The sequence below is a fragment of the uncultured Psychroserpens sp. genome (assembly GCF_947500255.1).
Classification (GTDB): domain Bacteria; phylum Bacteroidota; class Bacteroidia; order Flavobacteriales; family Flavobacteriaceae; genus Psychroserpens.
Map to the genome: position 1 here is coordinate 1 of NZ_CANMRL010000001.1, position 14,481 is coordinate 14,481.

The window sequence follows — 14,481 nt, forward strand, 5'->3', positions numbered from 1 at the left end:
GCAGCAATATGTTTTGAACTATTTCTGCTAACGCAGCAATATGTTTTGAACTATTTCTGCTAACGCAGCAATATGTTTTGAACTATTTCTGCTAACGCAGCAATATGTTACCATTCCATATTTGGATAGGTACGTTGCATATATTGCAAATCACTTAATAAGTATCCTAAATGTTCTGTATGAACACCTTGCTTTCCTCCTTTTTGAAACCATTTAGATTCAGGCGTTTGAAGTCTTGCTTCTGTTAATAGATTACTTACGTTTTTGTAATAATTCTCTTTTAATTTTGTTACATCAACGCCTATACCTTCAGCGACCATAGCTTTATCGGCTTCGGTAAGATGAAATAATTCATCGGTATAAGTCCATAAATCATTTATAGCATCTTGCATTTTTTGGTTACTTTCTTCAGTACCATCTCCTAAACGTTTTACCCAGTCTGAAGAAAAGCGTTCATGATAGCTTACTTCTTTTATACACTTGTTTGCGATTGCCGAAAGTGTTAAGTCTGAACTTTTTTGTAGCTCAGCTAAAAAGGCTAAATGATAGACATCGAATAAGAATTGTCGTCCAATGGTATAGGCAAAATTGGTATTAGGTTGCTCAACCAATAGTACATTTTTGTACTCACGTTCTTTACGAAGCATTGCAATATCGTCTTCAGTTCTTCCATCTCCAGCTATTTTAGCAGCATATTGGAAATAACTACGTACTTGTCCGAATAAATCCAACGAAATATTCGTGCAGGCAATATCTGTTTCTAAACTTGGTCCGTGACCACAGAGTTCTCCCATGCGTTGGCCAAGGATAAGGCTATTATCTGCAATACCAAGAATGTAGTTATATAAATTTTCGTTTTTCATCTTAAAAATTTGTTTGATGAGATTCCGAAACACGTTCGGAATGACGCAAGCGTCACATATGTTTTACTTCGTCTGGTAAATCGTAAAATGTTGGATGGCGATAGACCTTATCTTGAGCTGGTTCGAATAATTCACCATTATTCTCAGGGTTAGATGCTGTGATATGCTTTGATTCTACAACCCATATACTTACGCCTTCATTTCGTCTAGTATAGACATCACGTGCATTTTCTAGAGCCATTTCTGCATCTGCAGCATGAAGGCTTCCAAAATGTCTATGTTCTAATCCGTTTTTACTTCTTACGAAGATTTCCCAAAGTGGCCAGTTTTTTGTTGACATAACTTTATATTTTAAACTGCTTGTTTTTCTTTTCTTTGTCTTTTCTTTTCTGCATGAGCCATGGCAGCATCGCGCACCCATTCTCCTCGTTCCCAAGCACCTACTCTTGCTTTCATTCGTTCTTTGTTCATTGGCCCATGACCTTTGACAACTTGCCAAAATTCATCCCAATCGATTTCTCCAAAGTCATAGCTTTGACGTTCTTCATTCCATTTTAAATCTGGATCTGGAATTGTTAATCCTATCAAATCGGCCTGAGGCACAGTTTGATCAATAAACTGTTGGCGTAACTCATCATTTGTTTTACGCTTTAATTTCCATTTCATAGATTGAGCGGTATGCACTGATTTGTCATCTGTAGGACCTAACATCATTAAGCTTGGCCACCACCAACGGTTCAATGCGTCTTGAGCCATTTCTTTTTGTTCAGGTGTTCCATTTGCTAATTTGATCATAATCTCATAGCCTTGGCGTTGATGAAAGCTTTCTTCTTTACACACACGAATCATCGCTCTGGCATAAGGACCGTAAGATGTATTACACAATGGTACTTGATTAATTATAGCCGCACCATCTACCAACCATCCAATCGCTCCCATATCTGCCCATGTTAATGTTGGATAATTGAAAATACTAGAGTATTTGGCTTTACCAGTATGCAACTGTTCATACAACTCATCTCTAGAGATACCTAAGGTTTCTGTAGCCGAATACAAGTACAATCCATGACCTGCTTCATCTTGCACTTTTGCAAGTAGTGCTACTTTACGTCTTAATGAAGGCGCTCTAGTAATCCAGTTTCCCTCTGGAAGCATTCCTACAATTTCTGAATGTGCATGTTGGGACATCTGTCTGATGTGCGTTTGACGATACTTCTCGGGCATCCAATCTTTTGGTTCGATCTTTTCGTCTCTAGCGATACGCTCATCAAATTGTTTTTCTAAGCTTTTAATTTGCTCTTCACTCATAACTTTTTGTTTTTAGTGACTCTATTTTTCCTTTTCAATATATGGTTGGTTTGATGTTTAATTATTGAGAATTATACATCAAAATCTACGACTACTTTTTCAGTTGTTGGCACAGCTTGGCAACTCAATACATAATTTTGCGCCACTTCCTTGTCTTCTAATGCGTAGTTTATTTTCATTTCTACTTCACCATCAACAACCTGACATTTACAAGTACTGCATACACCTCCTTTACAAGCAAAAGGTAAATCGGCACCAGCGCCTAAAGCTGCATCTAAAATATTATCATATTCTTTAGTCATGGTGAATGCAAATTCTTTTCCTCCATCAACTATTGTAATTTCTATACCTTCTACATTTTGTTGAGCCAGACGTTCAGCTCTCTTGATATCTTCTTCAGAAAGTCCTGTGACAAATAATTCAAAATGAACAAGTTCTTTTGGTAAACCTTTCTTTACTAGATAGTCGCTTACATAATTTACCATTTGCTCTGGACCACATAAGAACACTTCACTCGTATCTGGAATATCAATAAAGGTTTTAGTGAGAACCTCCATTTTCTCATCATCAAAACGTCCATTAAACAATTCAATATCTCGACGTTCTTTAGTTAAGAAATAATAGATTTCCAGTCGTCCAAAATAGGTGTTTCTGAGTTGCTCCAGTTCTTCTTTAAAGATAATGGATTTTGCGGTTTTATTCACATAAAACAACTTGCAAGTTGAATTGGGTTCAGTTGCAAGATGGGTTTTTATCATTGAAAGAACAGGTGTAATTCCACTACCAGCAGCAAAAAACAAATAATTCTTTGAGCTTTCAGGCATGACGTCTACTCCAAATGTTCCACTTGGCGCCATGACCTCAATTTCATCTCCAATTTTTAGTTCTTCATTGATGTAAGTTGAGAATTTACCTCCTGGAATTTGCTTCACGGCAACTCGCCATTGTTTCTCAAATGGACTAGAACACAAAGAGTATGAACGACGTACATCCTCTCCATTGATGTCTGCCTTGAGTGTTAAATGCTGACCTTGATTAAATTTGAATTCGTCATGTAATTCTGATGGAATTTCAAAAGCTACTACTGAAGTATCTTCTGTTTCCTTATAAATATCTGCAATCTTTAGGTTATGAAATTCTGCCATATGTATACCTTAAACATAAAACTAACACTTGTTAGTTTGGAGAACAAAGATACAAAATATTATTCTTAATTAGTTGTTAATTCCTTCGATGAGAACTTCATTTAAATTTTGAGCTAAATCGTTTGCGTTAAGGTCCTCTTTTTTAGGGATCCACAGATATAATGATCGTAATGTAGTCAACATAGAAAACATAATAATTTCTGGATTGCTCTGCTTCATTTCATTAGCTAATATCCCTTGTTTAATAATCTCAAGAAAATTGTTCTCATAATCATTTCTCAGTTGCAAGTAGTACTCTAATTGATCTTCGAGATGCATCCAATCATTATTTAGAGAAGCCATACCATTGGTATTATTAGCAGTAATATTCACGTGAAGTGCTACGATTTGTTTAAGTTTTGAGATATTAGAAATCTCAGCATTTATAATAATATCCATTCCTCTGGTAAACTCTTCGGCTATGGTAATAATAATTGCCTTTAATATCTCTTGTTTGGATGTAATGTGATTATAAAGACTAGCTGCCTTGATACCCATTGCAGTTGCCAAATCCCTCATAGTAACAGCGCTATATCCTTTTTCTTTAAAAAGTTTTGCAGCGGTATTTATGATTTCTTCTTTGCGTGTTTCGGCTTTCATTGGCACTAAGATACATATTCAATTTAAACTAAAAGATAAACTCGTATGTAACAGAAAAGGCATTTTTTTAATTCATAACTTTGTAAGGCTTTACAAAAAAAAGCATCTAAATACATTATGGACAAACAAATAGAAACTAACCCTTTAATTGATAGATTACCTCCACATTTAAAACAATTTATCAAGCCTCAAAACTACGATGATTATTCTCCAATCAATCAAGCAGTTTGGAGATATGTGATGAGAAAAAATGTATCCTATTTGAGTCGTGTTGCTCATAATTCTTATTTAAAAGGATTGGATATGACTGGGATTTCTATTGACACCATTCCCAGCATGTATGGCATGAATCGTATTTTGAAAAATATAGGTTGGGCTGCCGTAGCTGTAGATGGTTTTATACCTCCAAATGCATTTATGGAATTTCAAGCCTATAAGGTTTTGGTGATTGCTTCCGATATCAGACAATTAGAAAACATTGAATACACACCGGCTCCTGATATTATTCATGAAGCTGCTGGTCATGCACCCATTATTGCAAATCCAGATTATGCCGAATATTTAAGACGTTTTGGAGAAATTGGCGCCAAGGCTATTCTTTCTGCACATGATAACGATATGTATGAAGCTGTGCGATCACTTTCAATTTTAAAAGAGGCCACTTCTTCAACTCCAGAAGACATCAAAAAAGCTGAAGCTTTGGTTAATGAACTTCAAAATAAAAAAGTTCCACTTTCTGAAATCGCAAAGATTAGAAATTTACATTGGTGGACTGTAGAGTATGGACTTATTGGAACTGTTGAGCAACCAAAAATTTATGGAGCGGGTCTTCTATCATCTATTGGAGAAAGCAAGTGGTGCATGACAGACGAAGTTGAAAAGCGACAGTATAGTATAGATGCAGCAGATATTGAATTTGATATCACTAAACCTCAGCCACAACTTTTCGTAACGCCTGATTTTGCATATCTCATGGAAGTTCTTGAAGAGTTCTCGGGTACCATGGCACTAAGAAAAGGTGGTTTTAGAGGGTTGCAAAAACTCATAGATTCAAAAAAAATAGGTAGTATCGAATTAAATACTGGTTTACAAATTTCTGGTGTTTTTACTGAAATGATTACAGATGAAGACAACAATGTCGTCTTCTTTAAAACTGAAGGACCAACTGCTTTAGCTAATAGAGAAAAAGAACTCATAGGACATGGTACTGAAGCTAATCCAAATGGATTTAGCTCACCTATTGGAAAACTTAAGGGGATTAGCCTGGCTATTGAAGATATGAGACCTAGAGATTTAAAGGCGTATAATTTTTACGACGGAAAACGAATTTCCATAGAATATGAAAGCGGTATCACCATTGAAGGTTTAAACGTCACCGGAATAAGAAATGTCTTTGGTAAATTAATTCTTATCGAATTTGAAGACTGTACTGTTAAATACAAAGACAAACTTTTATTTTCTCCCGACCAAGGCACATTTAAATTAGCTGTAGGATCATCAATTATTTCTGCATTTGCTGGAGCAGCAGATTATAGATCGTTTGATAATCTTTATCATATTTCAGAAACAAGAACAGTACAAAAGCCAAAAAGTAAAACCAAACTAGAGCTAGAATCACTTTATAAAAGCGTAAGTGATATAAGACAGTCAACTTACGACACTAAAGCTATTAATAATGTCTTTAGTACAATTTTAGACAACCACAAAAACGATTGGCTTTTATCATTAGAGTTGTATGAATTAACAACTAAACACGACAAAAATTTAAGTCAAACGATTTTAAATCACTTAGAAGATTTAAAAACCAAACGGCCAGAAGTAGCGCATTTGATTGCAAACGGATTAGAATTAATTACAAATTAGACTTTATATTATGGGATTTTTAGGATTTATATTTGGTGCAAAAAAACGACAGGTTAAACGTTATTTAGAACATGGAGCTGTTATATTAGATGTGAGAACGCAACGAGAATGGGACAAAGGACATATAGAAAACTCGGTTCACATCCCTTTAAACGAATTAAATGCTAGAGTTGATGAAGTTAAACAGCTTAACAAACCAGTAATTGCTTGCTGTGAAAGCGGTGTACGTTCTGCCAAAGCGGCAAAGTTTTTAAACCTTAACAACATTGATGCAATTAATGGTGGCGGTTGGGTTAGTGTTCAATACAAATTATAACTTGATATCGTATAATTTTTCTGAAGAATCTATAGGGTTTTCATTGTATTGCAATGTCCACCCTAAAGAATTGGTAAGAATATAGAACTTGGCCAATTCACTAATTAATCTATTTTGCGCATTTGATTTTAAATCTGAAGCTTCAATTTTTTTCATCAACGACCTTTTAACTGTCTCCTTAATATCATTATAATCTTTTGCTTCAAACTGATTCAAGAAATCTGCTTGAATATCGTAATATTCGAAATCGGGATTTATTTTGATCTCTTCTTTTGGAATCTTGATGATACGTAAAGTTTTGGTCAACTCATCAATTTCGTATTCTATCAAGCTCAAATCGTAACCAATAGTCACATCGGCATTAACAATCACTATAGCTTGTTTTTTGGCTTCTAACAAATCGGCAAAAACGGCTTTAGAATTCTTATACGTAAATACTTCACTAAAATGACCTTCAGTAACAACTAGCTTGCCAACATTTTTAACTTGTTCTTTTATGAGTGCTGTATGTTCTTGAAGTACAATTTTGTCTTCCCGCTTATCACCACAGTATTTGAATGTGAAGAGTACGATGAGTGTAATAATAACTCCGAATAATATTTTTCGCATATGCTAATTTACACAAAAAAACATTAGTTTTCTTCGACAGTGAAGCCTAAACTAATGTTAATCCAAATTGATTAATAGCATTACAAATCTAGTTAATTGGTAATACTGTTGCGTTATCTAACCTTTAAGTAAGAATTAAATAATTATGTTTTCTTCAATTCTAGTTTTTCAGCAAAATAATCACAAAAATCTCTCATTGTCGCTGTCATCTTTTCGTCTTGTGTGGCTCTGTGAAATGTATTACTCATTTCCACTAAAGTTTGATGAAAAAACTGTTTCATTTCATCTACTGGCATATCTTTAGTCCAAAGATCAATACGCAAGGTTTCCTTAGCTTTAGCATCCCAAACCGCAAGCATCATTGCTTTTGCTTCTTCGTTAGAAATGCCTCCATCTTCGGCTGTCCAATGCAGCTTTTCAGGCACTCTATTTTCGTCAAGTTCAACACTAAGTTCTATTTTTGAAGTATGGTTATTTGCCATTATTTTGGTGGTTTATAATTAGATTTATTAAATATCTCAGCTGCATCTGTTTGCAACATTTGTTGTAAGGACACATCATTATTTTTCATGTAAGCTCGAACAATTTGCCATCCAATGTACTGTCCGAGTCTACCAGGTGTTTGACTATCCAGTTCTAAATAAAATTTAGAAAAAGGCGCATCAGCAATAAATCGTGCAGATAAACTACTATCGGTATTATACAGCATTTCTTTTTCAACAAACTCGGTCCAGATTACATTTTCATTAAGTTTAGCAAATTCTAATTGATCAGGTCTGTAGCCAATTTTTTCGGCATCGGTTTTGAACGGAATCATTTTATCTTTGAAGTACAATTGCTTTCCAAAGAACACCATTTCGTCTAACAAGGTCCTTTTTTGAGATTGAAAGATTTGCTTTTCACTGTAGGCTTTGGCCAAATCAACAACAATTTGAGATGGCCTCATATTCTCTGCTAAATATTTTGGTATACCCGAATAAAACTCATGGTTACTTCCCAAGTAGTTGTCAATTGCAATTAAAACGATTGTATCTGTGACTATCAATTTTTCACGATACTTTACAAAATTGGTTAAGGTAACAACCTTTGGTTCTGAAAAGGCCTTATCATAATATTTTAAATGTTGAAACAGCGCTTCAATATCATTACTTTCCTCTTTAAAATCACCAAATGTAACATGCGTTGCTTGGTGCAACTCTTTTTGAATGGTATCGTTCATTCTATTAATCCAAATTGAATCTGGTGTTCGTTTTGAAAATAAAAACGGAAAGGCTTTTTTCAGGGTTCCTAATTGATCTGATTTTGTATTAGCAAAGGCTCGATCAAAACGCTCAATAACAATATTGGTTTCTATTTTAGAAATCTCATTTTCTAAAGCATCTTCATTTTTACAACTAAAAAATGAGATGAGAATAAGACATAATACAGGTATTCTTTTCATATATCTTGATTACAAAAACTTAATTCAGCTAAATTTTTATTACTAACGTGATTACGCTATTTTTGTTACACAAAGGTACTACTATTACATAAAAAACACATTAAAATGCAGACAGAAAAAGTTGTTGATCATATTGTAAACTGGCTTAAAGATTACGCTACAAATGCTAGAGTAAAAGGATTTGTTATAGGAATTTCTGGCGGAATTGATTCTGCTGTTACTTCAACACTTTGTGCAAAAACTGGATTAGAGTTACTCTGTATTGAAATGCCTATCCATCAAGCTGCTAGTCATGTGAGCAGAGCACAAGAACACATAGAACAATTGAAACAACGTTTCCCAAATGTTAGGGACAACAGAGTTGATTTAACACCAGTATTCGAAGAGTTTAAAACTGAAGTGTCTCTTGATGGTAAACAGGCTACCGTAGATATGGCACTTGCTAATACGAGAGCACGATTACGAATGACAACCTTATATTATCATGCCGGACTTTTAGGATTGCTGGTTGCGGGAACTGGTAATAAAGTTGAAGATTTTGGAGTTGGGTTTTACACGAAGTATGGTGATGGTGGCGTTGATTTAAGTCCAATAGCAGATTTATTAAAATCTGAGGTATATCAGATTGGAGAATACCTCAAAGTTCCAGATTCGATCATGAAAGCAGCACCTAGTGATGGTCTTTTTGGTGATTCGCGAAGTGATGAAGACCAAATTGGAGCCTCTTATCCAGAATTAGAATGGGCTATGAAAATGAAAGATGAAGGGAAGACTGAAAACGATTTTGATGGACGCCAAAAGCAAGTGTTTCAAATATTTATGAGATATAATCGTTCAAATACGCACAAAATGATCCCTATACCAATTTGCGAAATTCCCAAAGAATTTAAATAATTGTTAGGTTTCTCGTTAAAAAAAAGCGATTATATTGATTTTTTTTAGTAATTTTGCAATGCAAATCTCCACATTCTTGAATTTATTTTTATAAGTTCTGGCACTCTATACTAACTAACCAATTAATTTATTGTATTATGATCAAGGTATTAGTCGTTGACAACCATCCTATCGTAACTACTGGCTTTCAACTTTTATTTGAAAATCACGACGAAATCCAAATAGTTGGAACCGTTGGAAGTGGAGTGGAAATATTTGAATTTGTGCGTCGCCATGATGTAGACGTTATTGTTTCTGAAATTGAACTTCCTGAACTTAATGGTATAACTGCGCTTAGAGCCATTAAAAAAGAACACAGCCACATTAACATTATTATGTTTAGCTATCATCCTGAAGAGATTTATGCCATAAGTACTATTAAGGCAGGTGCATCTGGTTATGTGTCAAAGTCTGAACCAACAGATGTCATTGTAAAAGCAATAAAGTTGGCTCATCAAGGGGAAATTCACCTCAGTAATAAGATGTCTAAACATCTTAATTACAATGATACTAGACAAACAAAAAGTAGAATCTACAAGCGCTTATCCACTAGAGAAGTTGAAGTTTTGAAACTATTATCTTCAGGTAAGAAAAACAAAGAAATAGCTCAAGAACTCGACATTAATGAAAAAACGGTAAGCACTTATAAAGCGCGACTATTTAAGAAGTTAAATGTGACCAACCTTATTGATCTTGTAAATCAAGGAAAGCAGTTAGATATCACTTAAATCTTTCCGCCAACTACCTTACCAAGTTTTCTAGAAAGAAGCATTTTTAGACCAACATAATCTTTAACATCTTCAAGGATATTGCGATTGTTTGCGTCTTCACGCAAAGTATCATTCTGGTATTCTGCTACTTTTTTATCTATTAAGTAACAACGCAGTGTTAAAATAGTTTGCGTGACATGTTGAGCAATACTGTGTTTTTTTTCTTTAGGAATGATATGATTGCGCTCCCAATCATGTAAGCTATAGCGTTCATCATTCATCAAAATTGTAGTTACAGCACTAGCCAATTCTTGATCAAGCTTATTAACAAAATTCTTGGTAGAGAATTCTGGTTCTTGGTTTAAGGTATCTATAATAGTATAATACAACAATTTAAAATTAGAGTTGGAAAATTGCATCTCGTCTTCTTGCAAATCGAGGTATATTTTTTCAAACACCTTGGCGTTATGTATAACAGGCTCTAACTGTAATTCACCATCTTCAGATTCTTTTAGAACTAAATCTTCAAAATCTTCAGTTTCTGTTCCATAGAGTAACAAAATTTCAATAATCTTACGCTCTAACTCATATTGAAGATCAACTTTAGGTGCTTTAGCCTGAGGTTTAACAACATCAAATGCTTTTTGTTGGGTCTTAATCGTTTTATTGGCTTCCTGTACCTCTTTTTTTGTAATCTGAGCTAAAGTACTAAACAGTACATCTTCACTTATATCCATAATGCGTGAGCACTCTTGAATATAAATTTCCTTTTTTATTTGATCTGGAATCTTAGAAATACTATTTACAATATCTCTAATGGTCTCTGCCTTTTTTATAGGATCATTATTAGCTTCTTTGATAAGCAAAGATGCTTTGAACTGAATAAAATCTTTCGAATTGTCGTTAAGATATGCTGTCAATTCTTCTAACGTATTTTGTTTTGCAAAACTATCGGGATCCTCACCTTCTGGAAAACCGCAAACCTTGACATTCATACCTTGTTCTAGAATCAAATCTATACCTCTAATAGACGCTCTTATTCCTGCAGCATCACCATCAAAAAGAACAGTGATATTATTGGTTAATCGATTAACCAATCGAATCTGTTCTGGTGTTAAGGCAGTACCAGAAGATGCAACAACATTTTTAATTCCAGTTTGGTAAAACTGTATGACATCGGTATACCCTTCAACTAAATAGCAGTTGTCTTCTTTTGCTATAGATTGTTTAGCATGATAAATTCCATAGAGGATTTTACTTTTATGGTAGACCTCACTTTCGGGAGAGTTTAAATACTTAGCCGCTTTTTTATCTGAAGTCAATATACGTCCGCCAAATCCTAAAACACGTCCGCTCATACTATGAATTGGGAACATCACTCGACCTTTAAAACGATCGAATTTCTTTTCAGGTTTCACGATGGTTAATCCTGTTTTTTCTAAAAACTCCAATTGATAGCCTTTTTTTAGAGCTTCATCAGTAAAGGCTTGCCATTCATCTAACGAATAACCTAAGTTAAATTGTTTTATCGTTTCATTAGTAAAACCTCGCTCCTTAAAATAACTTAACCCAATAGCTTGGCCTTGATCTGTTTTAAACATGATGCGTTCAAAATAATCTTTGGCGAACTCATTAACTAAATATAAACTTTCGCGCTCATTAGCTTCCTGCTTCTGTTCATCGGTTTGCTCGGTTTCTTCAATTTCAATATTGTATTTCTTAGCTAGATATTTTATCGCTTCGGGATAAGTAAAGTGTTCATGCTCCATCAAAAACGTGACAGCATTCCCTCCTTTTCCACTGGAGAAGTCTTTCCAAATTTGTTTTACGGGAGATACCATAAAACTTGGAGAACGTTCATCACTAAAAGGGCTGAGACCTTTAAAATTACTCCCTGCTTTTTTTAGTTGAACAAAATCACCAATTACCTCCTCTACTCGGGCGGTGTCAAATACTTGTTCTATGGTGGATTTTGAGATCAATTTTAGAAATAATAATAGAACCGTAAATTTAACAAAAAAGCTCCATTACTAAAGTAAATGGAGCTTTTTAATTGCTTATATAGCTAGACTAATCCAAATCAAATCTAAATCCTATAGATAGATTATGCTGATCAAATGTTTGATCTTTAAATAATGGGCTTAGGTCATACTTTGCATAAATCCCTAGAGTTCCATAGCCAACATAGGCACTTAATCCATACACAAAAGGAGAAGCATTATAACTACGTCTAATTTTTTCCTTCACGCGATCCCCATCTTCCTTAAATCGTAGCTTTTGCTGCGTTCCTATGTTAAATCCAGCATAACCACCTAAACCTATTTTGAAATGTCTTGCTGTACTGTATCTAAAATAACCCTTACGTTCAATTTTCTTTGAAGGCCCAAACTCAAAATGCAAAGGAAACACCAAGTTTGTAATTCTAAATTCAGACTCTTTTAACTCACTAGGAAACGTTTCTAAGGTTGTTGTATTTCCGTTTTGAACAAAATACCTATCATCTTTAGGTGTTAATTTATTCCACATAAATGAGAAACCATATTTTAAACGCACTGCGTTATTATCTTCAAATAGTCTTGTTTTCCATGCAATACCTAATTCTACAAATCCAGATTGCATAAAGGTATACTCATCACCTATTTTTTGTCCATCGCCAATGGCATTGTTAAATCCAGCTGCAAATACGAGGTCACTTGTTGTTCGCTTATCATACTTTCTTGGCTTTCGTCTTGAACTAACATTAAGTCCACCAAGTTTACTCAAACTAAAATTAAAGTGAACCTCATCATCGTCTCTATCATCATAATAGGCATCATTTCGCTTTAATAATTCAATTTTATTATCAATAATTGCAAGTCGGTTTTCAATATTAAGAGCACGTCTCTTTGCAGCTTCTTTTTTGAGTTGCTCTGCTTTAGTTTCTGTAATCTCACCTTTAGATAGACGTTCATTAATAACCTCCACCTCTGCTTTTAAGAATTCTCGTTCTTCATCTTGAATTTTTGTTTTTAGTCGTTCTAACGCGCTAATCTTAAAATTAACTTCTTTCAACAACGTTGTGTCTTTTTCTGTTTCTTGTGCACTCAAATTCGCTGTAATTAGGCATAGAGAGAGTAGCACTACGTACTTAGTAATAGTGTTCATAATGTTTGTTTTTAATTGATGATTATTTAATTGTTACGCTCGGCGACTGCAGTTTTCACCGTATTGTAACTGGATCTTAAAGCTTCAAATACTTTGGTTCTAAACGATTGTTCGAGATCGGCTTCAACGTCTTGAAGTAATGCATCTGCATCGACCGTTCGAGTTGTTTCGTTATAGATTCGCTGCTTTAAAATGTCTTTTTCTGCTTGTTTTAAAAGATCTTCTATTTCTTGACTCGTTACTGCTGTACCATCTGTATCTAATGCTTTTATTTGATTAACGACTTGAAGTACTTTTGCATCCTCAGAAGTTAATGTATTTGTAGCAATAGCTTTCTTTTCAATACTGTTCTTTTCATTCGCAATTGCAACAACAGCATTTTGGAGTTTATGGTCATTTATAATCTTGTCTTGTTTTACAATTGATATTGCCTTTTGTTCGGAAACTTGAACCATTTGAGTATGGTCTTCTTGAATTGGCTTCACTGGAGAGACATCCATTTTAGTCTCATTAGTTTTCTCAATAGCGTCTTCGTTTAAAATCTCAACAATGGCGTCTTTACTTTCTATAGTTTCAGTAGGCTTATGTATCTCTTTGTTCTCAAGGCTTTCTTTAATCTCAGTATCTACAAGTATTGGTGAAACTGATTGTTCTTCTGAAGACTTGAAAAACAAAGTCGTTACAAAAAGTACGCCTACGATGCTAGCAGCAATACCTATATATAAAAACCAACTTCTTGAGTTTTTCTTATCATGAGTATCAAGCTGATTTGAAAGCTTATTCCAAGCGTCAGTTGATGGCTGAATCGATCGCTTTTCTAACTTATCCTTTATATTTTCTTCAAATTTAATTGGTGCCATAACTTGTTGTATTTATGTCCTTAATTTTTTTCTGAAGCATTTGTCTTGCTTTAAATAATTGTGATTTTGAAGTCCCTTGAGATATATTTAGTATCTCAGCAATTTCATGATGTTTGTAGCCTTCAATAGCATACATGACAAATACCATTTTGTAACCATCAGGAAGCTCATCTATGATTTGTTGAATTTGTGCCACTTCAATTTGAGATTCTACATTATTGTATTGCTCTTGGGCGAATGGTTCATCTTCAACTGAGAATTCAACGTGTTTTTGTTGTCTTAAAAACGAAATAGATTCTCTTACCATAATACGTCTTAACCAACCTTCAAAACTTCCTTCATTTTTAAAATTCTTCAGATTTGTAAACGCTTTAAAAAAACCATTCAACATTACAGACTCTGCATTTTGCATATCTTTTACATAGTATCTACAAATACTTAACATTTTAGGCGCATGAATTTCAAACAATGTATGCTGTGCATCTCGCTTACCTTTAGCCGCCTTTTTTATTAGCGTTGTATTGTTTTTATGATGTAATTGAATGACTTTCAAAATAGCTTTCGTTTGGTCTTCTATTTATAAAGACGCAATAATGATGCAAATGGTTGCCCAATGCTTAAAAAAAATTATAATATATTGTTTTTCAGAT

16 protein-coding genes are annotated in these 14,481 nt (G+C 34.2%); 4 read left to right on the plus strand and 12 right to left on the minus strand.

What is annotated here, in order from left to right; all coding sequences use genetic code 11:
- Positions 1-107 precede the first annotated feature (107 nt).
- The 5 genes from paaC to Q0783_RS00025 form a co-directional block, all read right to left on the minus strand.
- Positions 108-863 carry a 1,2-phenylacetyl-CoA epoxidase subunit PaaC gene (gene paaC / locus Q0783_RS00005; protein WP_298892252.1) on the minus strand — a complete coding sequence of 252 codons (756 nt, stop codon included), beginning with the start codon at positions 861-863 and terminating at the stop codon, positions 108-110.
- Positions 864-915: 52 nt separating this feature from the next.
- Positions 916-1,203, minus strand: a complete 288-nt coding sequence (gene paaB, locus Q0783_RS00010) for a 1,2-phenylacetyl-CoA epoxidase subunit PaaB (protein ID WP_230937016.1) — start codon at positions 1,201-1,203, stop codon at positions 916-918.
- Positions 1,204-1,214: 11 nt separating this feature from the next.
- Positions 1,215-2,171: a 1,2-phenylacetyl-CoA epoxidase subunit PaaA gene (gene paaA / locus Q0783_RS00015; RefSeq protein ID WP_230937017.1), complete on the minus strand. Its 957-nt coding sequence runs from the start codon at positions 2,169-2,171 to the stop codon at positions 1,215-1,217.
- A gap of 71 nt (positions 2,172-2,242) precedes the next feature.
- Positions 2,243-3,316, minus strand: coding sequence for a 1,2-phenylacetyl-CoA epoxidase subunit PaaE (gene paaE, locus Q0783_RS00020; RefSeq protein WP_298892257.1), 1,074 nt, complete (start codon positions 3,314-3,316; stop codon positions 2,243-2,245).
- 69 nt (positions 3,317-3,385) lie between these two features.
- Positions 3,386-3,955 (minus strand): TetR/AcrR family transcriptional regulator, encoded by a 570-nt coding sequence (locus Q0783_RS00025; RefSeq protein ID WP_298892260.1) that lies wholly within the window; start codon positions 3,953-3,955, stop codon positions 3,386-3,388.
- Between the two features lie 117 nt (positions 3,956-4,072).
- Here Q0783_RS00025 and Q0783_RS00030 point away from each other — a divergent pair, with 117 nt between their 5' ends.
- Positions 4,073-5,818: an aromatic amino acid hydroxylase gene (locus Q0783_RS00030; protein WP_298892263.1), complete on the plus strand. Its 1,746-nt coding sequence runs from the start codon at positions 4,073-4,075 to the stop codon at positions 5,816-5,818.
- A gap of 10 nt (positions 5,819-5,828) precedes the next feature.
- Entirely contained in the window at positions 5,829-6,134 is a 306-nt protein-coding gene (locus tag Q0783_RS00035) for a rhodanese-like domain-containing protein (protein ID WP_298892265.1), read from the plus strand.
- Here Q0783_RS00035 and Q0783_RS00040 read toward each other — a convergent pair.
- The 3 genes from Q0783_RS00040 to gldB all read right to left on the minus strand — a co-directional run bounded on the left by Q0783_RS00040 (position 6,129) and on the right by gldB (position 8,184).
- Positions 6,129-6,743, minus strand: coding sequence for a DUF4230 domain-containing protein (locus Q0783_RS00040; protein WP_298892267.1), 615 nt, complete (start codon positions 6,741-6,743; stop codon positions 6,129-6,131). The genes Q0783_RS00035 and Q0783_RS00040 overlap by 6 nt on opposite strands.
- A 143-nt stretch (positions 6,744-6,886) precedes the next feature.
- The gene (gene gldC / locus Q0783_RS00045) at positions 6,887-7,225 is read right to left on the minus strand and encodes a gliding motility protein GldC (protein ID WP_298892269.1); all 339 of its coding nucleotides are present in this window, start codon (positions 7,223-7,225) and stop codon (positions 6,887-6,889) included.
- On the minus strand, positions 7,225-8,184 hold the full coding sequence (gene gldB / locus Q0783_RS00050; protein ID WP_298892271.1) for a gliding motility lipoprotein GldB: 960 nt from the start codon (positions 8,182-8,184) through the stop codon (positions 7,225-7,227). Before gldB ends, gldC begins: the two co-directional genes overlap by 1 nt.
- A gap of 105 nt (positions 8,185-8,289) precedes the next feature.
- Between gldB and nadE the strand changes: the two genes are divergently transcribed.
- On the plus strand, positions 8,290-9,078 hold the full coding sequence (nadE, locus tag Q0783_RS00055) for an NAD(+) synthase (RefSeq protein ID WP_298892274.1): 789 nt from the start codon (positions 8,290-8,292) through the stop codon (positions 9,076-9,078).
- A 137-nt stretch (positions 9,079-9,215) separates the two neighbouring features.
- Positions 9,216-9,845 (plus strand): response regulator transcription factor, encoded by a 630-nt coding sequence (locus tag Q0783_RS00060; RefSeq protein WP_230937026.1) that lies wholly within the window; start codon positions 9,216-9,218, stop codon positions 9,843-9,845.
- Here the strand turns inward: Q0783_RS00060 and dnaG are convergent.
- From dnaG to Q0783_RS00080, 4 genes are all read right to left on the minus strand, one after another.
- Positions 9,842-11,809: a DNA primase gene (gene dnaG / locus Q0783_RS00065; protein WP_298892275.1), complete on the minus strand. Its 1,968-nt coding sequence runs from the start codon at positions 11,807-11,809 to the stop codon at positions 9,842-9,844. The two genes, Q0783_RS00060 and dnaG, sit on opposite strands and share 4 nt — an antisense overlap.
- A gap of 88 nt (positions 11,810-11,897) precedes the next feature.
- The gene (locus tag Q0783_RS00070) at positions 11,898-12,971 is read right to left on the minus strand and encodes a hypothetical protein (protein ID WP_230937028.1); all 1,074 of its coding nucleotides are present in this window, start codon (positions 12,969-12,971) and stop codon (positions 11,898-11,900) included.
- A 26-nt stretch (positions 12,972-12,997) separates the two neighbouring features.
- Positions 12,998-13,831 (minus strand): hypothetical protein, encoded by an 834-nt coding sequence (locus Q0783_RS00075; protein WP_298892278.1) that lies wholly within the window; start codon positions 13,829-13,831, stop codon positions 12,998-13,000.
- Positions 13,818-14,384, minus strand: coding sequence for an RNA polymerase sigma factor (locus Q0783_RS00080; RefSeq protein ID WP_298892280.1), 567 nt, complete (start codon positions 14,382-14,384; stop codon positions 13,818-13,820). The genes Q0783_RS00075 and Q0783_RS00080 overlap by 14 nt, the downstream gene beginning before the upstream one ends.
- Between the last annotated feature and the right edge of the window lie 97 nt (positions 14,385-14,481).